This is a genomic window from Herbaspirillum sp. NPDC101397 (genome assembly GCF_044767325.1).
Taxonomy (GTDB): domain Bacteria; phylum Pseudomonadota; class Gammaproteobacteria; order Burkholderiales; family Burkholderiaceae_D; genus Herbaspirillum.
This window is the reverse complement of sequence record NZ_JBIWNS010000010.1, coordinates 1-25205: the sequence shown is the minus strand read 5'-3', so window position 1 is coordinate 25205 and position 25205 is coordinate 1. Positions and strand designations below refer to the sequence as shown.

The window sequence follows — 25205 nt, the reverse complement described above, 5'->3', positions numbered from 1 at the left end:
TAAAACGTCGCTTTGTTTAGTCTTGATCCCTTGATAATTTTTCCGGGGCAGGGCATGACAACAACATCCACCACATCCACAACGTCGAACAAACGCCGCCTGGTATTGCAGGGCGCCGCGGCTGCCGCACTGGCCGGCGCGGCCGGCTGGGGCAATGCCGCCGAAGAACGCACGCTGCGCATCGGCTATCAGAAGTTCAACACGCTCAATATCCTCAAGGGCACCGGCAACCTGGAAAAGGCGCTGGCGCCGCTGGGCTGGAAGGTGAAGTGGTTCGAGTTCGCGGCCGGGCCCCAGCTGACCGAAGCGCTCAACGCCGACGCCATCGACTTCGGCCACGCGGCCGACACGCCGTCGGTGTTCGCCAACGCCTCCGGCGTGAACGCAGTGTATCTGGCCGCCGAACAACCGTATCCGAAAGGCATCGGCATCTTTGTCGCGCAGGATTCGACCATCCGTTCGATCAAGGAACTCAAGGGCAAGAAGGTCGCGCTGGGTCGCGGCTGGAACGTGCAATACCTGCTGGTGCGGGCACTCGAAGAAGCCGGTCTCAGCTACAACGACATCGTGCCGGTGTATCTGTCCAACGCCGCCGACGTGCGGGCGACTTTCCAGTCGGGCAATGTTGACGCCGCCGGCTTGTGGGATCCGTTCCTGGCCGGCCAGGAAATCTCGACGCGCCCGCGCATCCTGCGCGACGGCACCGGCTTGTCGAACAACCGCACCTTCCATCTGGCCACGCCGAAGTTCGTCGAACAGAACAAGAACATCATCCGCATCCTGTTCACCGAACTGAAGAAGACCAACAACTGGACCCAGGCCCATCCGCAGGAAACCGCAGACCTGCTGGCGCCGCAGCTGGGCGTCGATCCCAAGGTGCTGCGCCTGGCCACCGAGCGCCGCAACTACACCACAGTGCCGATCGACGCGGGCATCATCCAGGAACAACAGCAAATCGTCGAAGCCTTCTACAAGCTCGGCCTGATCAAGAATCAGGTGCAAGTCAAGGACAAGGTTTACGGCGAAGCCCTGCTGTAAGAACGCGTCATGACGATACATCTTGCGGCCTTCCTGATCGCCGGCAATGCGGCCCACAGCCAGGTGCTGTGGCGCCATCCTCGCAGCACGCCGGGCGGATTCCTGACGCTGGACTATTACAAGCGCATTGCGCAGACGCTGGAACGCGGCAAGTTCGACCTGCTGTTCTTCGCCGACCGGCTGGCGGTGTCGACGCGCTTCGGTGGCAGCCATCGCTACGGTGTGGCGCATGGCGACCAGGATGCGACGCGCATGGATCCGCTGCCGGTGCTGGGTGCGATTGCCGCAGTCACCTCGCATATCGGACTCGGCGCCACACGCTCGACCACCTATTCGCAACCGTACAGCCTGGCGCGCGAATTTTCCACGCTCGATCATTTGTCGGCAGGACGCGCGGCGTGGAATGTGGTGACCTCAGTGAACCAGGGCGAGGCCGACAACTTCGGCCTGCGTGAAACCCTGGGACACGACGAACGCTACGACCGCGCCGACGAGTTCCTCGAGGTCACGCACAAGTTGTGGAACAGCTGGGATGCGGAGGCGCTGTTGCTGGACGCCGGCAGCGGACGCTACGCCGATCCCGACCACGTCCATGCGATCGATCACCACGGTACGCATTTCGACGTGCGCGGTCCGCTCAACATCCCGGCCTCGCCGCAGGGAGGACCGGTCATCATCCAGGCCGGTTCATCGCATCGCGGCCAGGATTTTGCGGCGCGCTGGGCTGAAGTAGTGTTCGGCATCCAGCCCGACCTGGCGCGCATGCAGCGCTTCTACCAGGACCTCAAAAGCCGCACCGGAAAATTCGGCCGCAAGCCTGCCGACATCAAGGTGCTGACCGCGCTCATGCCCTTTGTCGGCGCGAGCAAAGCGGAGGCCGAAGACAAGCGCACGCAGCACAATGCGATGGTCGATCCTATCGTCGGCCTGTCGACCTTGTCGAGCCACATGAACGTGGATTTTTCGGCGCACGCGCTGGACGCGCCGATCGACGATATCCAGGTGGCCGGCATGCAGGGCCTGTTCGGACTGGTGAAGGAATTGTCCAGCGAAGGCCGTCTCACGCTGGCCGACATCGGCAGGCTGTACGCGAGCGGCGTGCTGGTGCCGCAGGTGGCGGGCACCGCTGCAGACGTGGCCGACTGGATGGAACACATCGTGGCGCAGCAAGGCGCGGACGGTTTCGTGATCACGCCTGCGCATTTGCCGGAAGGTTTTGACGACTTCGTCGATCTGGTAGTGCCGGAGCTGCAGCGGCGCGGACAATTCCGGCTGGATTACGAGGGCGATACCTTGCGCAGTTATCTGCGCTGAAGACCGGTTGCGGCATCAATGAAAAAACGGCGCGAATCACTTCGCGCCGTTTCCATTTCATCATGCCAATTATTGCAAGTTACTCAGACTTGCCGCCCTTGCGATGCGGTTTGGCCTGGCCAGACACGCGGGTGTCCGGGCCACGGCTGTCACGCTTGTCCGAGCGTTTGTCGCCGGGACGACCGGCACGCGCGCTGCTGTTGACCTTGGGCGGCGTAGCGTTTTTTGCCGGGGTCTTGTCGTGATGCTCGGTGCCGGTGCCGATGATGCTGATGTTCATCTTGCGACCGTCGATCTCCACCACTTTCAACTGATGCAGCAATGGCTTGGGCATGCCGGCAGGCAGGTCCAATGTGCTGTGGTCGTCGTGGATGTCGATGCGGCCGATGTGCTTGGCTTCGAGTCCGGCTTCGGTGGCGATGGCGTTGACGATGCTCGCCGGCGTCGCTGCATGGGCGCGACCGATCTCGATGCGGAAAGTCTGCATCTGGAACTCGGGCTTGCCTTTTTCCTTGCCCTTGGTCTTGCGCGGCTCTTCAACAGGACCCGAACCGGAAGCACGAGCAGGAGCGGACTCGGCGCGTTCGTGACGGTTGCCATGCTCGCTGCGCTCCGGACGATCGCCACGTTCAACACGTGGGCCGCGTTCGGCGCGCAGCATCGGCGGACGTTCGTCGGTGATGCTGATCTTGAGTTGCTGGCCGGCGACCCAGACCTTCTTCAGGTGCTGCAGCAAGTCGTCGGGCATGTCGCCCGGCAGGTCGAGCACGCTGTGGTCGTCGAAGATTTCGATGCGGCCGATATGTTTGGCGTCCATGCCGGCTTCGTTGGCGATGGCGCCGACGATGTTGCCGGGCTTGACGCCGTGTTCATGGCCGACTTCGATACGATAGGTCTGTGTCGTGTGGGCGGCGAAATCGGCCTTGGTCGGACGGGCACGCTCGGTGCGCTCCGGACGTTCAGTACGCTCGGCACGTTCGACACGCTCAGGACGTTCCTTGCGCTCGCTGCGCTCCGCACGCGGTGCGGCGCCTGCAACGCCGCCGTCACGGCTGATCTGCAATTGCTGGCCGGCTACCCGTACCGACTTCAGGTGATCGATCAGGTCCGGCGGCATGTCGTCCGGCAGATCGAGGACGCTGTAGTCGTCATAGATTTCGATGCGGCCGATATGCTTGGAATCCATGCCGGCTTCGTTGGCGATGGCGCCGACGATGTTGCCCGGCTTGACGCCGTGCTGATGGCCGACTTCAATGCGGAAGGTCTGCATCCCGGGATCGGCGGCGCGGACGATGCGCTCCTTGGGAGCGTAGCCTGGACGTTCGCTGCGGTCATTGCGGTCACCGCGCTCAGGACGGTCGCCACGCTCTGCACGCGGCGAACGATCAGGACGTTCGCGCGGTGCACGGTCGTCGCTGCGCACGAACTCCGGCTCGCGCTGGTTCTTGTCGAGCAGCAGCGGCACGTCGCCGCGGGCCATCTTGGCCAGCGCAGCGGCGATGTCGACGGCTGTGACGTTCTCCTCGCGTTCGTAGTCTTCGATCAACGAGCGGAACACGTCGAGATCGCCGGCGGCCAGCGTTTCACCAATCAGCTCCTTGAAGCGCGCCACACGCACGTCGTTGACGGCCTGCACGCTCGGCAGGTTCATTTGCGTGATCGGCTGGCGGGTCGAACGCTCAATGCTCTTGAGCAGGTTCTTTTCGCGCGGAGTGATGAACAGGATGGCTTCGCCGCTGCGACCGGCGCGGCCGGTGCGGCCGATGCGGTGGGTGTAGCTTTCCGGATCGTAAGGCACGTCGTAGTTGATGACGTGGCTGATGCGCTCGACGTCCAGGCCGCGTGCGGCGACGTCGGTGGCGATCAGGATATCGATCTGGCCGTCCTTCAGTTGCTGGATGGTGCGCTCGCGCTGCTGCTGCTGGATGTCGCCGTTGATGGCGGCGGCGGCAAACCCCCTCGCCTTCAGTTTGCCGGCGAGCTCTTCGGTGCCGAGCTTGGTGCGCGCAAAAATGATCAGACCGTCGAACGGTTCGACTTCCAGGATGCGCGTCAACGCGTCGAGCTTGTGCATGCCGCTGACCAGCCAGTAACGCTGGCGGATGTTTTCGGCGGTGCCGGTCTTGGCGGCGATGGTGACTTCGGCCGGATCGCGCAGGTAGGTCTGGGCGATGCGCTTGATGGCCGACGGCATGGTGGCCGAGAACAGCGTGGTCTGGCGTGAGGCCGGGGTCTTTTGCAGGATCGATTCGACGTCGTCGATGAAACCCATGCGCAGCATTTCATCGGCTTCGTCGAGCACCATGGTCTTCAGTTGCGACAGGTCGAGCGAGCCCTTGTCCAGATGGTCGATCACGCGGCCGGGGGTGCCGACCACGACGTGCACGCCGCGGCGCAAAGCGCTCAGCTGCGGGCCGTAGCTCTGGCCACCGTAAATCGGCAACACGTGGAAACCCGGGATGTGGGTGGCGTAGCGCTGGAAGGCTTCGGCCACCTGGATCGCCAGTTCGCGCGTCGGCGCCAGCACCAGCGCCTGCGGCGCAGTCTGGCGGATGTCGATGCGCGACAGGATCGGCAGCGCAAACGCGGCGGTCTTGCCGGTGCCGGTCTGGGCCTGGCCCAGCACGTCGCGGTTGCTGAGCAGGATGGGGATGGTCGCGGCCTGGATCGGCGACGGCGATTCGTAACCGAGCTCTTTCAGTACGCGCAACAGCGGTTCACTGAGATTGAGGTCGGAAAACAAGGGAAGGGGGGCTTCGGACATGAGGACTCACTGGTTCTTTTTTGGGACCGCAGGGCGCGGCCGCATGGGGATGCAGTTTACCCGCTTGTGACGCGCTGGGCGATGTTAAGTTGCAGCCGCGCGTACGCCGGCAGCGGAAAATGGGCGCTTTCTGGGCCGACGGCAGGGGAAGATGTTGCCCGGAAGACAAACAATTCCCGGCGACAAGAAACGGAAAGCCGGGCGAACATCGGACGGCAAAACCGCCCGCCGGGATAAATTTACTGGAAGGTGTTCGGTGTCAGCTGCAGTGGCGAGCCTTGCACGCCGGCATGCACCAGGCGGCGTGCAACGCCGGTAATGTTGGCTTCCAGTTCGCGGAAGGTGCGCATCGGTCCGATTGCGTTGAACATCTGCGAGGCCAGTTTGATCAGCGCTTCATTGGAGATGAAGCACTCGCGGTCGACGAACTCCACGCATACAGAAAAAATCACGCCGGCGTTGGTCAATTTCACTTCGGTAACAGACTGCGACATGGCTTTTCCTTTAATCGGACTATCGACCTATAGTGCGCGTAAGTCCGGCGAATAGCAATCAAAATCGGCGATCACGCCGGGCTGGCGCGGCTTCCGAAGGGATTGGCGGGGTTCACTGCAGACAATGTATAATAGAGGCTCGTTGGGCGGTTTCGCCCTTTTTCGGACCGGCCCGCAATATCATCTCCAAGCGCGCCAGTCTCCACTCTTTCCGGCCGCGCCAGCCTTTCGTTTCACTTGTTTTCCGGCACGCGGCCCGTCCTGTAGCAGTCCTGCCGCCGGCGACATTGTGCATCCGGCGCCAAGTCTCTCCGCATGTCTGCACGTGCACGCGGCGCTGCTCCCGGGGCGAAAAGCAAAACGCACTGGTCCGCTCAGGCGGTAACCGGCCTCTTTTTTCTGCGATCTTCGGCGGATGTTGTTGCAGCCTCTTGCGAGCTGCCGCCTGCCGGTCGCCTTATTTGGAAACCACCATGGCTAAAGAAGAACTACTTGAAATGAACGGCCTCGTCGAAGAAGTCCTGCCCGATTCGCGCTTCCGCGTGAACCTGGAAAACGGCCATCGACTGATCGCCTACACCTCCGGCAAGATGCGTCAGAACCATATCCGCATCCTGGCCGGCGACAAAGTCACTCTGGAACTGTCTCCTTACGACCTGAGCAAAGGCCGCATCACTTTCCGTCATCTGGAAAAGCGCGGACCGGTCGGCGGCGGACAGCAACGTCGTCGCTACTGATATCTCGATCCGTAACGAGATTGCGATGCCGACCGCAACACCTCTAGAGCGCAGCAATGGCGCTGCGGCGATTTCCGCCAAGGCGGTCGCGTTGGCGGCTGCGCTGGAAGTCGAGCTGGTCGAGTGCGTCTGGGATATCGGTGCCGACCTCACGCATGAACATGCGCATCGGCTCGATCTGATCACGGCGGCCAAATCCGTGCGCGTGTATTTTCCGGATCTGGAATTGACCTCGTCCGGCAATGCGTCACGCACCAAGCGCATCGAAGAACGCCTGCAACGTGCCATCGTCCAACTGCAGCAGCGCACGCCGGCGCCGACCTACGGGTTTCGCTGAACGCTGCAGCGCTCCCGGACGTATCGCGAATTAAATCTCGATATGTTTAGGTAATCTTCAGGTTTACCTGTATATTTAAATTTGCACTTACATCAAGTCGTCGTTATTGTTGGTCTCTTCTCTTGAGCTCGCTTGCGAGCCTCCTCTGTCGGACTCTCTTCGGTTACATCTTTCTTGGTCTCGGGTGCGCTTCGGGCGTTGTCCCTCATTTTTTTCAAGGAAGTAATAACATGTCTACAAGTCAAACAGGTACGGTCAAGTGGTTCAACGATGCCAAGGGTTTCGGTTTCATCACGCCTGATCAAGGCGGCGACGATCTGTTCGCGCATTTCCAGGACATCCAATCGAACGGTTTCAAGAGCCTGGCCGAAAACCAGCGCGTCTCGTTCGAGCGCGGTACTGGTCCTAAGGGCGAAAAAGCTACCAATATCAAAGCGATCTAATCGCTTGATCTGACGTGAAGGCCAAGGTCTTCACGACATCCAAGTCCGGGATCGACAAACCGGCGGCACCACGCAGATAGCATGGGTCGCTGATGGAAAAATCCCCGGCACCGCAGTTTCTGCGGAATGACAAAGCTCGCTACGGCGGGCTTTGTTGCATTTGGACCCGGCATGCTTCGGCTATCATCGCAGTTCCGCGATTTTCTCCGGCGACGCCCATGCACCCTGCTTCACAAAATCCCCTGCAAGATCTCCCAAAAAATTCCCGGCAAGACTGGTCTGAGCGACTGACTGCGCTGGCTGGCGCAATCAGCGACGCCGACGACGGTGCGCACGACATCAACCATCTGCATCGCGTCTGGCAGGCCGCACGCATTTTGCTCGACGAGTACCCGGCCGCCAATGCGCTGGTGGTGCAAGCCGCCTGTTATCTGCACGATCTGGTCAATCTGCCCAAGGATGATCCGCAACGCCATCTCGCCTCGCGCCAGGCAGCGCAGCTTGCGCGCCGGCACTTGCAGCAACTTGATTTCCCGGCGGGCCAACTCGACGCGGTCGCACACGCCATCGAAGCGCACAGTTTTTCCGCCGGCATTGCCCCGACCACCATCGAAGCACAGATCGTACAGGACGCCGATCGTCTCGACGCGCTCGGCGCGGTCGGACTGGCGCGCATGTTCTACACCGCAGGCCGCATGGGTAGCCTGCTGGCGCATGCCGACGATGCGCGCGCCACCCATCGCGCGCTGGATGATCGCCGCTATGCGCTCGACCACATCGCCTGCAAACTGGAAACCCTGCCGGCGACGATGCAAACCGACGCCGGACGCCGCCTCGGCGAACAACGCGTGCAATGGCTGCGCGACTTCCGCACCCGCTTTCTGGCAGAATGGGAAAGCGCCTGAAACCAATTTTTGGAATGCTGCTAGAATTAATCCATCGCATCAATTCATCGTTTTACTTTGCCTTCATCCTTCATGTTCATCGCCGCCCTGTCCTGCCTGTTGTCGCTCAGCCTGTATGCCCTGGCTGCGCGAGCGCGTGCACGCACCGTCGCGGCCGGTAAACAAAAGAAACAGTCGCTCATCTGACCGGGGCGCGCTGTCCTGTCAGGTGGGCTGACAGGATGGCCAACGCAGACCGGACACGTTCCCCTCGCTACTTCTCTCCTTGCAACCTGCCGACAGACATTCACGGTCTGTAATGCAGTAAATTTTATGGAGAGCAGCAATGCGTTCTTTCGACGGTATCTGGATTCCCCTGGTCACGCCCTTCCACGACGGCAAGATCGATTTCCCCGCTTTGCAGGCGCTGGCGCGCAGCATGTTCGACGCCGGCGTATCCGGCCTGGTCGCCTGCGGCTCCACCGCAGAAGCGGCTGCGCTCGACGATGCTGAACAACTGGCGGTGCTCGATGCCATCCTCGATGCGGTGCCCGGCTGTCCGGTGGCGATGGGTCTGGCCGGCAATCGGCAGGTGGCGATGCTGGAGAAGATGCAGAAAATCCAGCAGCGCCCGGTCGCGGGATTGCTGATTCCGGCGCCGTATTACATCCGCCCCTCGCAGGAAGGCTTGCGCGCGTTTTACCTGGCCATGGCCGATGCCGCCGAGGCGCCGGTGATCGTCTATAACATCCCGTACCGCAGCGGCATCAACATCGACGCCGCCACCATCCTCGCGCTCGCCGGCCATGAACGCATCGTCGCCGTGAAGGATTGCGGCGGCAGCGCAGCGGCCACCATGGACCTGATCGCGCATGGCGGTTTGCAAATTCTGGCGGGAGAAGACGAACAGATTTTCACCACACTGTGTCTCGGCGGCAGCGGTGCGATCACGGCGGCGGCGCACATTCGTCCCGACCTGTTCGTGCGTGTGGCGCGGTTGGTGCAGGCGCAGCGTCTGGTCGAAGCGCGCGAACAATTCTATGAATTGCTGCCACTGATCCGCCTGTTGTTCGCCGAGCCGAATCCGGCCGTGATCAAGACCGCGCTGGCGATGATGGGCATGCTGCGCGATGAATTGCGTGCCCCCATGCAAGCCAGCTCACCGGAGCTGCATGAGCGCTTGCACCGCGAGCTGTCGCGGCTCGGTTGCCTGTAAGCATGCAGCTAAGGCAAGCCCGTCACGGCGGCGCCGCTGGCGATGCCCTGCTCGCGCAGGATGTCGGCCAGGCTGCTGCGAAAGCGCAGCAGCGGTGCCGCCAGACGGCCGCTGGCCAAACCCGGTGCGTGCACCAGCCAGACGCCCATGCCGTTGTCGAACTCGGGCACCGCCAGCACGCGGATCTGTTTGCGGAACGCACTGCGCTTGAGCGCACTCGGCGTGGTGATGCCGATGCCAACGCCGCGCGCCACCAGCGACAATTGCAGCTCGGCGCCGAAGGCTTCCACCGCTACCGTGAACGGTTGGTGGCGCGCTTCGACGGCCAGCCGGATCGCGCTGCGCAAACCGCAACCATCCTGATTGAGCACCCATGAATGCTGCGCCAGTTCGGTCAGCGTGAGTTCGCCGCGCGGCAGCTTCAGCGACTTACCTGCCACCACCAGAGCCGGCTCGCGACCCAGCTTGTGAACCTGGAAACGCTCCGGCGGCGGTACGCCGTCGGGCACGATGATGGCGGCGGCATCGATCATGTTTTTCTCCAGCATGTCCATCAGGCCGGGCGACCAGGCAGCGGTCACGCGCACGCTCAGCTTCGGGAATTCGGTGCGCAGGCAATCGAGCGGCGTGGTCAATGCGGCCTCCGACAAAAACGGCGGCACGCCCAGGCGAAGTTCACCGATGGCATCGGCATGCGGCGACACGCGATCGATCATGTCGTCGACTGAAGCCAGCACGCGGCGCCCCATTTCGTAGACATCGCGTCCAGCCGACGTCGGCTTGAGCGGCTTGGACTGGCGATCCAGCAGCTCGACGCCAAGCATGCTTTCCAGGCTTTGGACACGGCGCGTGATGCCCGGCTGCGTCAGATGCAATCGCGTGGCGGCGGCGACGATGGAGCCGGTTTCAATGACGGCGACGTAGGCTTGCAGGTCTCGCGTGTTCAAAACAATCTCGCATATTGTTTATGATAATAATTCAATTGTCGCATAGTTTGCCGCTACCTATACTGGCCTCCCGCAAACCTCTACCGCATCAGCGACACCTGGAGCCGCCATGGAACAATGCAGCAAGCTTTCCCCTCCGCCTGCGAAGATCGTCGCACCGGCAACGCACATGAGCGCGGCGATGACGCTGCTGTTCGCTGCCGCGGTCGGCGTGATCGTCACCAATCTCTACGCCGTACAACCTTTGCTGGCCGCCATCGGCGCGACCATGCACATCCCCGGCGGCGCCATCGGCCTGATTGCAATGCTGCCGCTGCTGGGCTATACCTGCGGCCAGTTCCTGATCGTGCCGCTGAGCGACCTGCATGAGAATCGCCGCCTCATCGTACGGCTGCTGACGGGTTGCGCCGCATGTCTGGGCATCGCCATGTTCAGCGCGCAAACATGGTTGTTCCTGACCACGATTTTCCTGGCCGGCGTCTTGTCGAGCGCGATCCAGATGCTGGTGCCGATGGCGGCTTTCATGAGCGAGGAAGCACATCGCGGCCGCGTGATCGGCAACGTGATGAGCGGCCTGATGCTGGGCATCATGCTGTCGCGCCCGGTGGCCGGCTGGCTGGCGAGTGTGGCCGGATGGCGTGCGGTGTACGGCCTGCTGGCGCTGATCGTGGCGCTGCTGGCGCTGGTGCTGTCGCGCGTGTTGCCGGAACGTCATCCGCAACAAACCCAAGGCTATCGCGACATCCTGAAATCGCTGTGGCAATTGCTGTGCAGCGAACGCGTCCTGCAATACGGCGCGCTGACCGGCGCGCTCAGCATGGCGGCGTATATGTCTTACTGGACCACGGTTGCGTTGTTGCTGGTGCAGCAGCCGTTTTTGCTGGGTGCAGGCGGCATCGCGGTGTTCGCACTGGTCGGCGCCAGCGCGGTATGCGCAACGCCGTTCGCGGGCCGGGCCGGAGATCGTGGACGCGGACGCCTGGCCTCTCATCTGAGCCACCTGGGGATGTTGGCGGCGGCCTTGATCGCAGGCGTCGCCGGCAGCGGCTGGGGTGGCTTCGACGTCCATCTGCACGCGGGCCTGGCGCTGGTGCTGCTGGGTGTCGCCGCGATCCTGCTGGACGGCGGCGTGGCGGCCGACCAGACGCTGGAACGCCGCAAGATCAACCTGCTGTCGCCACAATTGCGCGGCCGCCTGAACGGCCTGTTCGTCGGCTTCCTGTTCATCGGCGGCGCGATCGGCGCGGCGCTGTCCGGATTCGCATGGAAGCTCGGCGGCTGGAGCGCGGTGTGCCTGCTGCAATTGCTGTTCTCTGCGACGATCACCTGCTTGGCATACGGACAAGATCGCCGCTGAGTCTGGTGCGCTGTTACAAATCGCCAACATGCGGCAGCGAACCAAGGCTTGCACGTTTCGTCATACCGTTATCGCAATCTGTCGAGGAGGTAACGTGGCAAGCCTGGAATCGCAGCAACCGCATCAACAATACCGACCACGCTGGCGTATCGCCGATCTGGATTTTTCGCGCATCGATCTGCAGCGCGTGCGTCACGATGAAAACACCTTCTACCTGGTGACCTGCGCCTCGTTCGTCGAAAGCGGCTCCGATCTGTATACTCACAACCTGATCGACTTCTTCCACGACAATGAAGAAGTGGCGACCTGGCTGCGTGAGCAATGGGAAGTGGAAGAATTGCAGCACGGCGCGGCGTTGCGCGCCTACGTCGAGCACGTCTGGCCCGAGTTCGACTGGCAACAAGCCTACGACAGCTTTCTCGCCGAGTACGCAGGCTACTGCAAGGTCGAACTGCTGGAGCCGACCAAGGCGCTGGAGATGGCCGCGCGCTGCGTGGTCGAGACCGGCACCGCCACCTATTACCGCGCGCTGTCGCGCAGCGTGCAGGAACCGGTGCTGCAGGAACTGGCGGCGCGCATCTCCAACGACGAGGTCAATCACTACAAGCATTTCTATCAATACTTCCGCCAATACCGTCGGCGCGAAGGCATCGGCCGCTCGCGCGTGCTGGGTACGCTGAGCCGCCGCACGCTGGAAATGCGCAACGAAGACGCCGACTGCGCCATCCGCCATGCGCTGAAATTCCGCGATCCGGCGCGGGCCGGCGACGTCGCCTATTTAAGAGAGCTGAGCGCGCGCATGAGCGCCACCGTGCGCACCAATTTGACGCCGGACATGACCTTGAAGATGATTTTGCGCCCGCTGGAGCTGCCGCCCAAGGTGCAAAGCTGGGTGCAATATCCGATCCGCCAACTGATGCATTACGTGTTTTTGCGCTAAAAGCAAACACAAACCCTGTAATTTGCTCCTTTCTGGGGCGCATCGTCGTTTACCGCACCGCCACCATTTTTGACATCCCTAAAATGGTGCGATAGTGCGCGGCGGCTTCTGCAAAGCCGGAAAAATCACAAGAGATTGACGTTTTGTCATTGGCACGCATTCTGCTAAAGCAGGAAGGCAGTCAACAAACTCTCATTGATTCTTCTAACTGTAGGAGCACTTCATGTCACGTCGTACTATCCTAAAAGCAACAGCACTCGGCGCGTTCGCACTTGCAGCTTCTTCCTGGCTCCCTGCCGCATTCGCTGCGGACACCATCAAAGTCGGCATCCTGCATTCGCTGTCGGGCACCATGGCCATCTCCGAAACATCGCTCAAAGATGTCGCGCTGATGACGATCGATGAAATCAACGCCAATGGCGGCGTCAACGGCAAGAAACTCGAGCCCGTGATCGTTGACCCTGCATCCAACTGGCCTCTGTTCGCTGAAAAAGCGCGCCAGCTGATTTCGCAAGACAAGGTTTCCGTCGTGTTCGGCTGCTGGACTTCGGTCTCGCGCAAGTCTGTCCTGCCGGTCTTCAAGGAACTGAACAGCCTGCTGTTCTATCCAGTCCAGTACGAAGGCGAAGAGCTGGAAAAGAACGTCTTCTACACCGGTGCAGCGCCTAACCAGCAAGCCATCCCTGCCACCGAATACCTGATGTCGAAAGAAGGCGGCGGCGCCAAGCGTTTCGTCCTGCTGGGCACCGACTATGTGTACCCACGCACGACCAACAAGATTCTGCGCGCCTTCCTGCATAGCAAGGGCGTGAAAGATTCCGACATCGACGAAGTCTACACACCGTTCGGCCACTCTGATTACCAAACCATCGTCGCCAACATCAAGAAGTTCGCAGCCGGCGGCAAGACTGCAGTGATCTCGACCATCAACGGCGACTCCAACGTGCCGTTCTACAAGGAACTCGGCAATGCCGGCCTGAAGGCGACTGACGTGCCTGTCGTCGCGTTCTCGGTGGGTGAAGAAGAACTGCGCGGGGTTGACGCAAAACCGCTGGTCGGCCATCTGGCTGCCTGGAACTACTTCGAATCCGTGAAGAACCCGGTCAACACCGCCTTCATCAAGAAGTGGAAAGCCTACGCCAAGGCCAAGGGTCTGCCGAACGCCGATACGGTCGTGACCAACGATCCGATGGAAGCGACTTACGTCGGTATCTACATGTGGAAGCAAGCCGTTGAAAAAGCCAAGACTACCGACACCGACAAGGTGATCGCAGCGATGGGCGGCCAGACCTTCAAGGCACCGTCCGGCTACACGCTGGAAATGGACAAGACCAACCATCACCTGCACAAACCAGTGATGATCGGCGAAATCAAGGCCGACGGTCAGTTCAACGTGGTCAACAAGACCAAGACCACCATCCGTGCGCAACCATGGAGCCCATACATCCCGGGCAACGAGAGCAAGCAAAAGATGTAATGCAGTTGCTTGCCATGTTTGGTTAGCTGAGCAGTTCCCCGCTGCATGTTCCATGCAGCGGTTTGCAAGACCTTGCACCGGGCGTCCGACATCCCGTCCGGTGCAATCACTGCGGCGATTCCATCTCCGGAATCGCATGCATGAATCTCAGACAAGCGTCGTAAGACCGACTTTCTTTCCGTCTTGCCTTGCCACCGAAAAGAACCATGAGACTTCTCCCCAAGATAATTGCGTCCGCCTTGCTGACAGGCTGGCTGTGCACCCAGGCGATCAGCGCGCATGCTGCGATCGATCCGGCGCTGCTCAAGCCGCTGGCCGGCGACGACCCTGACGCGCGCATCGCCGCCGTCACGCAGATTGCTGCGCTGGCCAATGCCGACGCGCAAAAGATCCTCAACGCCATCAACAGCGATGCCCTGTACGCCACGCCTGCCGGCGACGTGCTGATCATCGAAGACAGCGACGCCTTCAATCCCGCCACCGACAAGACCGGTCCGGCCCCGGATGACGCCGAAGGCATCACCGTCAACAACCGCCTGCGCGGCGTAGTCGAAGGCGCCTTGTCGGGACTCAAGCTGTTCTCGCCGGACCGCGCCACGCGCCTGACCGCCGCGACCGAATTGCTGAAGACCGCCGACGCCGCACAGACCCCGTTGATCAGCAAAGCGCTGGCGGCGGAAAAAGATCCGCAAATCCAGGAAGTGTTGAAGCAAGTCGTCGCTACGGCCAACCTGCACGCGCCTGACGCAGCCGCACGCAAGGCCGCCGTCAAAGCCCTGGCCGACACCACCAACGCCAATCTGAAACCGGTGCTGGAACAGATGCTGGCCAAGAATCCGGACGGCAGCTATGTCGAAGCCGATGAGGGCGTACGCATCGAAGCTGTACGCACAATGTCGGCGCTGGACCGTCATCTGGCGATTACCGAATTTGTCGGCAAGCTGTTCTACGGCGTCTCGCTGGGCAGCGTGTTGCTGCTCGCCGCGCTCGGCCTGGCGATCACCTTCGGCCTGATGGGTATTATCAACATGGCGCACGGTGAACTGCTGATGATCGGCGCCTACACAACTTATGTATGCCAACTGGTGTTCCGCAAATTCTTCCCGGGCGCGATTGACGCTTACATCGTCGTTGCACTGCCGGCCGCCTTCATCGTTGCCGCCGCGGTGGGCATCGCGCTGGAACGCCTGGTGATCCGCTGGCTCTACGGCCGGCCGCTGGAGACCCTGCTGTGCACCTGGGGCATCAGCCTGATGCTGATGCAGGCCGTACGCTCCATCTTCGGTGCGCAGAACGTCGAAGTCGCCAACCCGAGCTGGATGTCGGGCGGCATCACGGTGCTGGGTTCGCTGGTGCTGTCGTACAACCGGATCGTGATCATCTTCTTTGCGCTGTTCGTGGTGTTCGCAGTGTGGCTGATCCTGAACAAGACACGCCTTGGCCTGTTCGTGCGCGCCGTCACGCAAAACCGCCGCATGGCCGATTGCGTCGGCGTCTCGACCGGCAAGATCGACATGATGACCTTCGGCCTCGGCTGCGGCATCGCCGGTCTCGGCGGCGTGGCACTGTCGCAGCTCGGCAATGTCGGCCCCGACCTTGGCCAGGGCTACATCGTCGACTCCTTCATGGTGGTGGTGCTGGGCGGCGTCGGCCAACTGGCGGGCACCGTGATCGCTGCGTTCGGTCTGGGCGAGGTGAACAAGTTCCTGGAGCCGGTCGCCGGCGCCGTGCTGGCCAAGATCGCCATCCTCGTGTTCATCATCGTGTTTATCCAAAAGCGCCCGCAAGGCCTGTTTGCACTGAAAGGCAGGAGCGTGGAATGAGTACCCTCAATCTCCCATTGAAACCTTCGTTGTTTTCGCGTCCGGCATGGATCGGGATCGTGGTCTTTACCGTAATCCTGGGTCTGCTGCCGATCCTGAATCTGATCTTCCCGGCCGGCCATCCGCTGTCCATCTCCAGCTACACCATCGCGCTGATCGGCAAGTTCATGTGCTATGCGATGGCGGCACTGGCGCTCGATCTGGTGTGGGGCTACACCGGCATCCTGTCGTTGGGCCACGGCGTGTTCTTCGCACTGGGCGGCTATGCGCACGGCATGTACCTGATGCGCGCCATCGGTCACGACGGCGTCTATCAGAGCGACCTGCCGGACTTCATGGTGTTCCTCAACTGGAAAGCCTATCCGTGGTACTGGTGGATGACCGAGCACTTCTGGTTCGCCATGCTGCTGGTGGTGCTGGTGCCGGGCGTGCTGGCCTTCGTGTTTGGCTACTTCGCCTTCCGTTCGCGCATCAAGGGCGTGTACTTCTCGATCATCACGCAGGCGATGACCTTCGCCTTCATGCTGCTGTTCTTCCGCAACGACACCGGCTTCGGCGGCAACAACGGCTTCACCGACTTCAAGCGCATCCTCGGCTACACCATCACGGCGCCGTCGACCAAGGCGGTGCTGTACCTGGTGACGCTGGCTTTCCTGCTCGGTTCGCTGCTGCTGTGCCGCGCCATCGTGACATCAAAACTGGGCCGCGTACTGCAGGGCGTGCGCGACTCCGAGTCGCGGCTGATGTTCATCGGCTACAACCCGCTGTGGTTCAAGCTGTTCGTGTGGACTTTGTCGGCGGTGTTGTGTGGCATTGCGGGCGCGCTGTATGTGCCGCAGGTCGGCATCATCAATCCGTCGGAAATGTCGCCGGCCAACTCGATTGAAATGGTGATCTGGGCTGCCGTCGGCGGACGCGGTTCGCTGATCGGCCCGATCATCGGCGCGTTCACCGTCAACGGCCTGAAGAGCTGGTTCACCGCCGCCTTCCCGGATCTGTGGCTGTTTGCACTGGGTCTGATCTTTATCCTGGTGACGCTGTTCCTGCCGCAAGGCATTGTGGGACTGGTCAAGAAACTCAAGAAGCAAGACCCGCAAGATCGCATCAAGGAGGCCGCATGAGCGAAATGTACAATCGCGCCGCGCCGCAAGACAGCGTCGATAACGGCCAGCACGCCGATCACGGCACCTCGTATGCGCGCATCAAACCGGAAGGCGTCGACACCACGCACGGCGCCATCCTGTACCTGGAAAACATCACGGTCTCGTTCGACGGCTTCAAGGCGATCAACAACCTGAACCTCGACATCTCGGTCGGCGAACTGCGTTGCATCATCGGCCCCAACGGCGCCGGCAAGACCACGATGATGGACGTCATCACGGGCAAGACGCGGCCGACGGCGGGCACGGCCTTCTTCGGCCAAAGCATCGACCTGACCCGGATGACCGAGTATGAAATCGCCCATGCCGGCATCGGCCGCAAGTTCCAGCGGCCGACCGTGTTCGAGCAGCATTCCGTCTTCGAGAATCTTGAGATGGCGATGAAGATGGACAAGCGCGTGAAGACGACCTTGTTCGCGCGCCTGAACTCGGAACAGATCGGCAAGATCGAAGAGATCCTCAAGCTGATCCGTCTGAACGGTCAGGAAAACCGCGTCGCCGGGCTGCTCTCGCACGGCCAGAAGCAGTGGCTGGAAATCGGCATGCTGCTGATGCAGGAACCGCAATTGCTGCTGCTGGACGAACCGGTGGCCGGCATGTCCGACGCCGAGACCGTGCGCACCGCCGAGCTGCTCAACGAGCTGCGCGGCAAGCATTCGATCATGGTGGTGGAACACGACATGGGCTTCGTCGAAGAGATCGCGCAAGGCGGCAAGGTGACCGTGCTGCACGAAGGCTCGGTGCTGGCCGAAGGCACGATGCAGCAGGTGCAATCGGATGATCGCGTGATTGAAGTGTACTTAGGCCGCTGAGAGTAACGCTCTAAACCCGGGACGAGAAGAATATGCTGCAAGTCAATCAATTGAATCAATATTACGGCGCCGCGCACACCCTGCGCGGCGTGTCGATCAACGTCGAAAAGGGCAAGTGCCTGTCGCTGCTCGGCCGCAACGGCGTGGGCAAGACGACGCTACTGAAATGCCTGATGGGCGTGCTGCCCGTCGCGGCCGGCAACGTCACGCTGGAAGGCAAGGACATCACCAAACTGAAACCGCATCAACGCGCTGCACTCGGCATCGCTTACGTACCGCAGGGCCGTGAAATCTTTGCACGCCTGACCGTGGAAGAAAACCTGCTGATGGGCATGGCGACCAAGTCCGGCCGCAAGGCGTCGACCATCAAGGGTGAAGTGTACGAACTGTTTCCGGTGCTGAAGGAAATGCTGCACCGTCGCGGCGGCGATCTGTCGGGCGGACAGCAACAACAACTGGCGATTGCGCGCGCGCTGCTGGCCGAGCCGAAACTGATCATCCTCGACGAGCCGACCGAAGGCATCCAGCCGTCGATCATCAAGGATATCGGCCGCGTCATCAGCCTGCTGCGCCAGCGCGGCGACATCGGCATCTTGCTGTGCGAGCAGTACTTCGATTTTGCACGCGAACTGGCCGACACCTTTGTCGTGATGTCGCGCGGCGAAGTGGTGGCGTCAGGCGTGCAGGCCGAGATGGATAACGAGGACGTGAAGAAGCATCTGGCGGTGTAGCCATTTTCCTGTTCGAGCACATGTTGCCGGATGATCAAGTCCGGACGGCGTGCGTTTTCACGGCAGGTCTGCTATAAACGAAGGTCCGCTCCGCCGCTCCATCCTCACGTCGCACCATCAGAACATTGCATGAAACGCATCATCGATCCTGCCGCTGCCGTCACGGAATCAGGCCAGACCGCCGTGGTCTCTGCCATTGCCGCCTCACGCCATCAGCAGGCGCGGCTGACGCTGGGCTTCGCCGACGATGCCGGCACCACGCGCATGATCGAGCGCAGCCACTTCGGTCCGCTGCGCGTGCAGAAGCCGCTGTATCCGGAACACCCCGCCGTCTGCCATGCGGTCATCGTGCATCCGCCGGGCGGAATCCTCGGCGGCGACGTTCTCAACATCACCGCCCATGTCGGCGATAACGCCCATGCCCTGCTGACCACGCCGGGCGCCGGCAAGTGGTATCGCGCCAACGGCTTTGTCTCGCAACAGCAAGTGTCGCTGGCGGCGACCGCCGGCGCGGCGCTGGAATGGCTGCCACAGGAAACCATCTTCTTCAACGATGCCGACGTGCGCATGGAACACTCTGTCGAGCTGGCTGCCGACGCAACGTATATCGGTGGCGAGATACTGTGCTTCGGCCGCACTGCATCCGGAGAATCGTTCAACAGCGGTCGCGTCAGCCAGCGCACCAGCATTCGCCGCGGCGGCAAGCTGGTCTGGTTTGAGCAGGGTGCGCTGCGTGCGGGAACATCGTCGATGACAAGTCCGCTGGCGCTGGCCGGGTACACCGTGAGCGCCACGTTGATTGCCGTGGGGCTGCCGCTCAACGCCGCCTTCCTTGGCGAACTACGCGAACAAACCAGCGCGCTGGCCCATGACGGCCGCAGCGGTGCAACGCAAATGAAACAGGTATTGGTGCTGCGTTATCTGGGCAACTCCAGCCAGGTGGCACGGCAATGGTTGACGCATGCATGGCAGCGCATCCGTCCTGAATTGATGCAGCGTGAGGCGATCGTCCCGCGCATCTGGAATACGTAGAAAAGTAAGACTGACAGAATCAAGGAGAACGCATGGAACTGACCCCACGGGAAAAAGACAAGCTGCTGATTTTTACGGCAGCCCTGGTGGCTGAACGGCGCAAGGCGCGCGGCCTGAAACTGAATTATCCGGAAGCAGTGGCGCTGATCACCGCAGCCATCATGGAAGGTGCGCGCGACGGCCGCACCGTCGCCGAGCTGATGTCGGAGGGTACCAAGATTCTGACCCGCGCCGACGTCATGGATGGCGTGGCGGAGATGATCCCCGATATACAGGTTGAAGCGACTTTCCCGGACGGCAGCAAGCTGGTCACGGTTCATCACCCCATTCCTTAAGAGGCGCCATCATGATTCCAGGCGAAATGCTGGTTGAGCCGGGCGACATCGAACTCAACGTCGGCCGCCGCACCGCGAGCGTCACCGTCGCCAACAGCGGCGACCGTCCGATCCAGGTCGGATCGCACTTTCACTTTTTCGAAACCAATCCCGCGCTGAAATTCGAGCGCCAGATCGGCTACGGCATGCGCCTCAACATCGCCGCCGGCACGGCGGTCCGCTTCGAGCCGGGCCAGGAGCGCACGGTGGAACTGGTGGCATTGGCGGGCGACCGCAAGGTCTACGGTTTCAATGCCAAGGTGATGGGCGCACTCGACAAGAAGGGAAATAAATAATGGCCAAGATTTCACGCCAGGCTTATGCCGAGATGTTCGGTCCCACCGTCGGCGACCGTTTGCGTCTGGCCGACACCGAGTTGTTCATCGAGGTCGAAAAGGATTTCACGACCTATGGCGAAGAGGTCAAATTCGGTGGCGGCAAGGTGATCCGCGACGGTATGGGTCAATCGCAGCGCAACTATAAAGACGTCATGGATACGGTGATCACCAATGCAGTGATCGTCGACCACTGGGGCATCGTCAAGGCCGACATCGGCTTGAAGGGCGGCAAGATCGCGGCCATCGGCAAGGCCGGCAATCCGGACATCCAGCCCGACGTCACCATGGCCATCGGCGGCGCAACGGAAATCATCGCCGGTGAAGGCATGATCGTCACGGCCGGCGGCGTCGACACGCACATCCATTTCATCTGCCCGCAGCAAATCGAAGAAGCGCTGATGAGCGGCGTCACCACCATGATCGGCGGCGGCACCGGACCGGCGGTCGGCACGGCGGCGACGACGTGTACGCCGGGTCCGTGGCACATCCATTCGATGCTGTCCGCAGCGGATGCTTTCCCGATGAATCTGGGCTTCCTAGGCAAGGGCAACGTCAGTTTGCCGACGCCGCTGGAAGAACAGGTCCACGCCGGCGCCATCGGCCTGAAGCTGCATGAAGACTGGGGCTCGACGCCGGCGGCGATCGACAATTGCCTGTCGGTGGCGGATCGCCTCGACGTGCAGGTCGCGATCCACAGTGACACGCTCAACGAAGGCGGCTTCCTCGAACATACGCTGGCCGCGTTCAAGGATCGCACCATCCATACCTTCCACACCGAAGGCGCAGGCGGGGGTCACGCGCCGGACATCATCGCGGCGGTGGGACAAGGCAATGTCTTGCCGTCCTCGACCAATCCGACGCGTCCCTACACCGTCAATACGCTGGACGAACATCTGGACATGCTGATGGTCTGCCATCACCTGGATCCCGCCATCGCTGAAGACATCGCTTTCGCCGAATCACGCATCCGTCGCGAGACGATTGCTGCAGAAGACATCCTGCACGACATCGGCGCGATCTCGATGATGTCCTCCGACTCGCAGGCGATGGGCCGCGTCGGCGAAGTGATCATGCGCACCTGGCAGACCGCGCACAAGATGAAGACGCAGCGCGGCTCGCTGGCGCAAGATCCGTCGCGCCACGACAATTTCCGCGTCAAGCGCTATATCGCCAAGTACACGATCAACCCGGCGATCACGCATGGCATTTCGCATGTGGTCGGCTCGCTGGAAGTCGGCAAGGTCGCCGACATCGTGCTGTGGAAACCGGCCTTCTTCGGCGTCAAGCCGTCGATGATCCTCAAGAGCGGCATGATCGCTGCAGCACAGATGGGTGATCCGAATGCCTCCATCCCGACACCGCAGCCGGTGCATTACCGCATGATGTTCGGCGCGTACGGCGGCGGCTTGAAGACCTCGATGACCTTCGTTTCGCAATCCGCTTTCGATGCCGGCATCGGCGACATGCTCAAGCTCAACAAGCCGGTCGTGCCGGTCAAGGGTATGCGCAATCTGCGCAAGCGCGACATGATTCACAATGGCGCGACGCCGAAGATGGAAGTCGATTCCGAAACCTATGAAGTGCGCGCCGACGGCGAGCTGCTGGTGTGCGAGCCGGCCAAGGTGCTGCCGCTGGCGCAACGTTATTTCCTGTTCTGAAGAATGATTATGCTGACCCTGAACACCAAGATTGAACACGCCGAGAAGATCGACGGCGAACTGCTGTTGCCTTACGACCAGCGCGAGAAGAGCCGCCTGCGCGCGACCCTGCTGTCGGGTGAGGACGTGGCCGTCTTCACCGTGCGCGGCACCGTGCTGCGCAATGGCGATCTGCTGCGCGGCGACGACGGCCGCGTGGTGCGCATCAACGCCGCCAAGGAAGCGACTTATCGCGTCCAAGCGAGCTCGCCGCATCAGTTGCTGCGCTGCGCGTTCCATCTCGGCAATCGCCACACGCAGGCGCAAGTCGGCGACGGCTTCCTGCGTATTCGCAAGGACCCTGTTCTCAAGGAAATGCTGGAAGGCCTGGGCGCATTGGTGGTCGAAGAAGAGGCCGCGTTCGAGCCGGAGTCGGGCGCATACGGCGGTGGTCACCATCATCACGGCGACGATCATCATCATCCGCTGGCGCCGATTCCGGTGCGTCAGAAGATCCATCGCCCCGGCGACAAATCCTGATTCGCGGAAACTTCCATGCAAGCACAAGCCCTGCTTCATCTGCTCCAGCTGACCAGCCCGTCGCTGCCCATCGGCGCGTACAGCTATTCGCAGGGACTGGAAGCGGCGATTGAAAACGGCACCGTGAAGAACGAAGCCGCTGCGCGTGCGTGGATCGTCGACTCGCTGCACGAAGTGGTGGCCAGGTTTGAAGCGCCGATTTTGTGGCGCTTGCTGCAGGCCTTTGCCGCGCGCGATGCTGAAGCGGTGGCATTGTGGAACGAACGCTTTCTCGCCGCACGCGACACGGCCGAGTTCCGCGCCGAAACCATCCAGATGGGATATTCGCTGAGCAAACTGGCCATTGATCTGAAGATCGGTGACGCGTCTTTGCTTGCTCTGATGCAGGCGCAAGGCGAAGTTCCGTTGCCGACCGCACTGGCGTATGCGGCGGTGGCGCTGAATGTACCGTACGACGCCGCTTTGCTCGGCATGTTGTTCGCGTGGGCGGAGAACCAGGTGCTGGTCTGCGTCAAATCGGTGCCGCTCGGCCAGGTCGCCGGACAGCGTTTGTTGCTGTCCCTGCAGCCGGAGCTAGAGGCTGCGGCGAAGACGGCGCAGGAATTGGCCGATGATGAATTGTCGAACTGGTCTCCGGGCCTGTCGCTGCTGTCTATGCAGCATGAGGTGCAGTACAGCCGCTTGTACCGTTCTTAGTGTTGATGTCGCATCGGTCGATCAGAACCATTTGAATTTTATAGAATCCGTTTTTAATCGAGATAAACATGAGCAACCCATCCTCTCCCAATCCATTGCGCGTCGGCATCGGCGGCCCGGTCGGTTCCGGCAAGACGGCGCTGTGTGAAATGCTGTGCAAGCGCATGCGCGACCATTACGACATGGCGGTCATCACCAATGACATCTACACCAAGGAGGACATGGAAATCCTGTTGCGCGCCGATGCGTTACCAGCCGACCGTTTGATGGGCGTGGAGACCGGTGGATGCCCGCATACGGCGATTCGCGAAGACGCATCAATCAACCTTGAAGCGATCGCGCGCATGAGCGCAGATTTCCCGGATCTGGACCTGATACTGGTAGAATCCGGCGGCGACAATCTGGCGGCGACGTTCAGCCCCGAGTTGTCGGACCTGACCATTTACGTGATCGACGTCGCCGGCGGCGAGAAAATTCCACGCAAGGGCGGTCCAGGCATTACCCGTTCGGATCTGTTGATCATCAACAAGACCGATCTGGCGCCTTACGTCGGCGCCAACTTGGACATCATGGCGCAGGACGCCAAGCGTATGCGCGGCGACCGGCCATTCGTGTTTACCAATTTGCGTAGCGGCGACGGCGTCGAGACGGTGATTGAATACATCCGCAAGCAGGGCTTGCTGGATGAGAAGAAGTGAAGCTGAAGACTGGTAGCTATTCTGGTTCGTTTGGCGCGTGAGCGCGTTCACAAGATTTATCCGAAGGAGAGAAAACATGTTTCGTATTTCCAGCAAGACTGTCGCGCGCGCAAGTGCATTGACCATCGCTGCCCTGGCCAGCACCAGCGTGCTGGCGCATCCCGGCCACCCCGAATCGCTGATGTCGGCATCGATGAGCTTCGGCGCCGGCTTCAGCCATCCGTTTTCAGGTGTAGATCACTTGCTGGCGATGCTGGCGGTCGGCCTGTGGGCGGCGCAAAACAAGCGCTCTGCCATGTGGGTCTTGCCGCTGGCGTTTCCGCTGATGATGGTGGTCGGCGCACTGTTAGCGTTTTCCGGCTTGAGCATCCCCGCCGCTGAAACCGGCATCGCCGCTTCTGTCGCGGTGCTTGGCTTGCTGATCGCCTTCGCTGTGCGCATGCCTTTGTGGGCGAGCACGGTCGTGGTGTCCTTGTTTGCCGTGTTCCACGGCTATGCGCATGGCAGCGAGTTGCCTCACGGTTCGTCGGCTGCGCTGTATGGCATCGGCTTCGTGCTTGCTACAGCTCTGCTGCACGCCGCAGGTTTGGGTATCGGTTTGTTTGCCGGTCAGCAGATGGCTGACAAGGTCGTGCGCATCGGCGGCGTTGGTATCGCGGCGGTTGGTGCTTATTTGCTGGCGGCTGGCTGATCGGGTGATGTCGTAAATGTTGGTGCGGCATTCCAAGGATGCCAGCACCATCAGGTGTTATGAAAAAGGGCCACGTCGAAGGACGCGGCCCTTTTTTTGTACATGGAGTGGATGTAATTTCATGGAGAATGAAGGGCCAACTTGGATTCGGCTGTTCCCGCACGAGCACTGCCCGGATCTTCGGCATCGCCTCTTCACTTTTTCGGCAATAGGCCAACTCCCGGCATTGCGGGCACAACAGCCGTCATTACAATGCATTTCGTCTGTAGTCCGCGCTTGGATCTACTTAGGGTGCTGCGTGATCTGTGGCCCCGATCAGCAGTTGTCGACGGCCCTATCCCTGACTGCTGGAATAGGAAGAAACCGGTCATTGACCGGTTTTTTACGCCTGGAGGATTTGGGAGGTGGTTATACGGGACGTCCGAAGTTGAATGGCACTCATCTGATCTGAGAGTACGAGTCAGATGATGCGTCGCCTGGCGAAGTCGCTGAGGATAGATACCTTCCTGGTTTATTGCTGAAGATGGCGACGCCATGGGTTCAGCGTATGAGCGAGGGGAGTTGATTGCCTTGATGATTTACTTGAGCGATCGTGGATTTGCTGTGTTACGGAAGGGGGACGAGGTGGCCGGCATGAGCAAGCCGTGGCTGAAGTTGATCCGCTATTGGTGTTCAGTAGCGCAATGGAGGTAAAAGCGGTGAGACAGGGGACGTAAAAGAAGAGA

At 61.1% G+C, this 25205-nt stretch carries 25 protein-coding genes; 22 read left to right on the top strand and 3 right to left on the bottom strand.

Annotation, left to right across the window (positions count from 1 at the left end; all coding sequences use genetic code 11):
• Positions 1 to 54: 54 nt before the first annotated feature.
• Both ACIROW_RS21825 and ACIROW_RS21820 read left to right on the top strand, forming a co-directional pair.
• Positions 55 to 1038 carry a sulfonate ABC transporter substrate-binding protein gene (locus ACIROW_RS21825; protein ID WP_402278822.1) on the top strand — a complete coding sequence of 328 codons (984 nt, stop codon included), beginning with the start codon at positions 55 to 57 and terminating at the stop codon, positions 1036 to 1038.
• Between the two features lie 9 nt (positions 1039 to 1047).
• The gene (locus tag ACIROW_RS21820; protein ID WP_402278820.1) at positions 1048 to 2352 is read left to right on the top strand and encodes an LLM class flavin-dependent oxidoreductase; all 1305 of its coding nucleotides are present in this window, start codon (positions 1048 to 1050) and stop codon (positions 2350 to 2352) included.
• A gap of 79 nt (positions 2353 to 2431) precedes the next feature.
• Here ACIROW_RS21820 and ACIROW_RS21815 read toward each other — a convergent pair whose 3' ends face one another.
• Both ACIROW_RS21815 and ACIROW_RS21810 read right to left on the bottom strand, forming a co-directional pair.
• Positions 2432 to 5116: a DbpA RNA binding domain-containing protein gene (locus ACIROW_RS21815; RefSeq protein ID WP_402278818.1), complete on the bottom strand. Its 2685-nt coding sequence runs from the start codon at positions 5114 to 5116 to the stop codon at positions 2432 to 2434.
• Between the two features lie 239 nt (positions 5117 to 5355).
• Complete coding sequence (locus ACIROW_RS21810) at positions 5356 to 5610, bottom strand: hypothetical protein (protein WP_402278816.1); 255 nt, start codon at positions 5608 to 5610, stop codon at positions 5356 to 5358.
• Positions 5611 to 6083: 473 nt separating this feature from the next.
• Between ACIROW_RS21810 and infA the strand changes: the two genes are divergently transcribed.
• The 5 genes from infA (at position 6084) to dapA (ending at position 9227) form a co-directional block, all read left to right on the top strand.
• On the top strand, positions 6084 to 6347 hold the full coding sequence (infA, locus tag ACIROW_RS21805) for a translation initiation factor IF-1 (protein ID WP_007881321.1): 264 nt from the start codon (positions 6084 to 6086) through the stop codon (positions 6345 to 6347).
• Positions 6348 to 6372: 25 nt separating this feature from the next.
• On the top strand, positions 6373 to 6684 hold the full coding sequence (locus ACIROW_RS21800; protein WP_402278813.1) for a hypothetical protein: 312 nt from the start codon (positions 6373 to 6375) through the stop codon (positions 6682 to 6684).
• Between the two features lie 230 nt (positions 6685 to 6914).
• On the top strand, positions 6915 to 7127 hold the full coding sequence (locus tag ACIROW_RS21795; RefSeq protein ID WP_016836527.1) for a cold-shock protein: 213 nt from the start codon (positions 6915 to 6917) through the stop codon (positions 7125 to 7127).
• A gap of 218 nt (positions 7128 to 7345) precedes the next feature.
• On the top strand, positions 7346 to 8032 hold the full coding sequence (locus ACIROW_RS21790) for an HD domain-containing protein (RefSeq protein ID WP_402278811.1): 687 nt from the start codon (positions 7346 to 7348) through the stop codon (positions 8030 to 8032).
• Between the two features lie 325 nt (positions 8033 to 8357).
• Entirely contained in the window at positions 8358 to 9227 is an 870-nt protein-coding gene (gene dapA / locus ACIROW_RS21785) for a 4-hydroxy-tetrahydrodipicolinate synthase (RefSeq protein WP_402278809.1), read from the top strand.
• An 8-nt stretch (positions 9228 to 9235) separates the two neighbouring features.
• On the opposite strand, the gene ACIROW_RS21780 is transcribed toward dapA, so the two are convergent.
• Entirely contained in the window at positions 9236 to 10174 is a 939-nt protein-coding gene (locus ACIROW_RS21780) for a LysR family transcriptional regulator (RefSeq protein WP_402278807.1), read from the bottom strand.
• Positions 10175 to 10283: 109 nt separating this feature from the next.
• Between ACIROW_RS21780 and ACIROW_RS21775 the strand changes: the two genes are divergently transcribed.
• From ACIROW_RS21775 to ACIROW_RS21705, 15 genes are all read left to right on the top strand, one after another.
• Positions 10284 to 11531, top strand: coding sequence for an MFS transporter (locus tag ACIROW_RS21775; RefSeq protein WP_402278805.1), 1248 nt, complete (start codon positions 10284 to 10286; stop codon positions 11529 to 11531).
• A gap of 103 nt (positions 11532 to 11634) precedes the next feature.
• Positions 11635 to 12471, top strand: coding sequence for a ferritin-like domain-containing protein (locus tag ACIROW_RS21770; RefSeq protein WP_402278970.1), 837 nt, complete (start codon positions 11635 to 11637; stop codon positions 12469 to 12471).
• A 223-nt stretch (positions 12472 to 12694) separates the two neighbouring features.
• The gene (gene urtA / locus ACIROW_RS21765) at positions 12695 to 13948 is read left to right on the top strand and encodes an urea ABC transporter substrate-binding protein (protein ID WP_265215780.1); all 1254 of its coding nucleotides are present in this window, start codon (positions 12695 to 12697) and stop codon (positions 13946 to 13948) included.
• 206 nt (positions 13949 to 14154) lie between these two features.
• Positions 14155 to 15771 carry an urea ABC transporter permease subunit UrtB gene (gene urtB, locus ACIROW_RS21760; RefSeq protein WP_402278803.1) on the top strand — a complete coding sequence of 539 codons (1617 nt, stop codon included), beginning with the start codon at positions 14155 to 14157 and terminating at the stop codon, positions 15769 to 15771.
• On the top strand, positions 15768 to 16892 hold the full coding sequence (gene urtC, locus ACIROW_RS21755; protein ID WP_402278801.1) for an urea ABC transporter permease subunit UrtC: 1125 nt from the start codon (positions 15768 to 15770) through the stop codon (positions 16890 to 16892). Before urtB ends, urtC begins: the two co-directional genes overlap by 4 nt.
• Positions 16889 to 17743 (top strand): urea ABC transporter ATP-binding protein UrtD, encoded by an 855-nt coding sequence (gene urtD / locus ACIROW_RS21750; protein ID WP_402278799.1) that lies wholly within the window; start codon positions 16889 to 16891, stop codon positions 17741 to 17743. Before urtC ends, urtD begins: the two co-directional genes overlap by 4 nt.
• A 32-nt stretch (positions 17744 to 17775) precedes the next feature.
• Positions 17776 to 18474 carry an urea ABC transporter ATP-binding subunit UrtE gene (gene urtE, locus ACIROW_RS21745; protein WP_402278797.1) on the top strand — a complete coding sequence of 233 codons (699 nt, stop codon included), beginning with the start codon at positions 17776 to 17778 and terminating at the stop codon, positions 18472 to 18474.
• A gap of 129 nt (positions 18475 to 18603) precedes the next feature.
• Positions 18604 to 19506 (top strand): urease accessory protein UreD, encoded by a 903-nt coding sequence (locus ACIROW_RS21740; RefSeq protein ID WP_402278795.1) that lies wholly within the window; start codon positions 18604 to 18606, stop codon positions 19504 to 19506.
• A 32-nt stretch (positions 19507 to 19538) separates the two neighbouring features.
• Positions 19539 to 19841, top strand: a complete 303-nt coding sequence (locus tag ACIROW_RS21735; RefSeq protein ID WP_094561945.1) for an urease subunit gamma — start codon at positions 19539 to 19541, stop codon at positions 19839 to 19841.
• 11 nt (positions 19842 to 19852) lie between these two features.
• Positions 19853 to 20176: an urease subunit beta gene (locus ACIROW_RS21730; protein ID WP_402278793.1), complete on the top strand. Its 324-nt coding sequence runs from the start codon at positions 19853 to 19855 to the stop codon at positions 20174 to 20176.
• A complete protein-coding gene (ureC, locus tag ACIROW_RS21725; protein ID WP_402278791.1) occupies positions 20176 to 21876 on the top strand; it encodes an urease subunit alpha in 1701 nt (566 codons plus the stop codon). Before ACIROW_RS21730 ends, ureC begins: the two co-directional genes overlap by 1 nt.
• Positions 21877 to 21885: 9 nt before the next feature.
• A complete protein-coding gene (gene ureE / locus ACIROW_RS21720) occupies positions 21886 to 22395 on the top strand; it encodes an urease accessory protein UreE (protein WP_402278789.1) in 510 nt (169 codons plus the stop codon).
• A 15-nt stretch (positions 22396 to 22410) separates the two neighbouring features.
• Positions 22411 to 23091 carry an urease accessory protein UreF gene (locus tag ACIROW_RS21715; protein WP_402278787.1) on the top strand — a complete coding sequence of 227 codons (681 nt, stop codon included), beginning with the start codon at positions 22411 to 22413 and terminating at the stop codon, positions 23089 to 23091.
• Positions 23092 to 23159: 68 nt separating this feature from the next.
• The gene (gene ureG, locus ACIROW_RS21710) at positions 23160 to 23789 is read left to right on the top strand and encodes an urease accessory protein UreG (RefSeq protein ID WP_116436027.1); all 630 of its coding nucleotides are present in this window, start codon (positions 23160 to 23162) and stop codon (positions 23787 to 23789) included.
• A gap of 76 nt (positions 23790 to 23865) precedes the next feature.
• Positions 23866 to 24480: a HupE/UreJ family protein gene (locus ACIROW_RS21705; RefSeq protein WP_402278785.1), complete on the top strand. Its 615-nt coding sequence runs from the start codon at positions 23866 to 23868 to the stop codon at positions 24478 to 24480.
• Positions 24481 to 25205 lie beyond the last annotated feature (725 nt).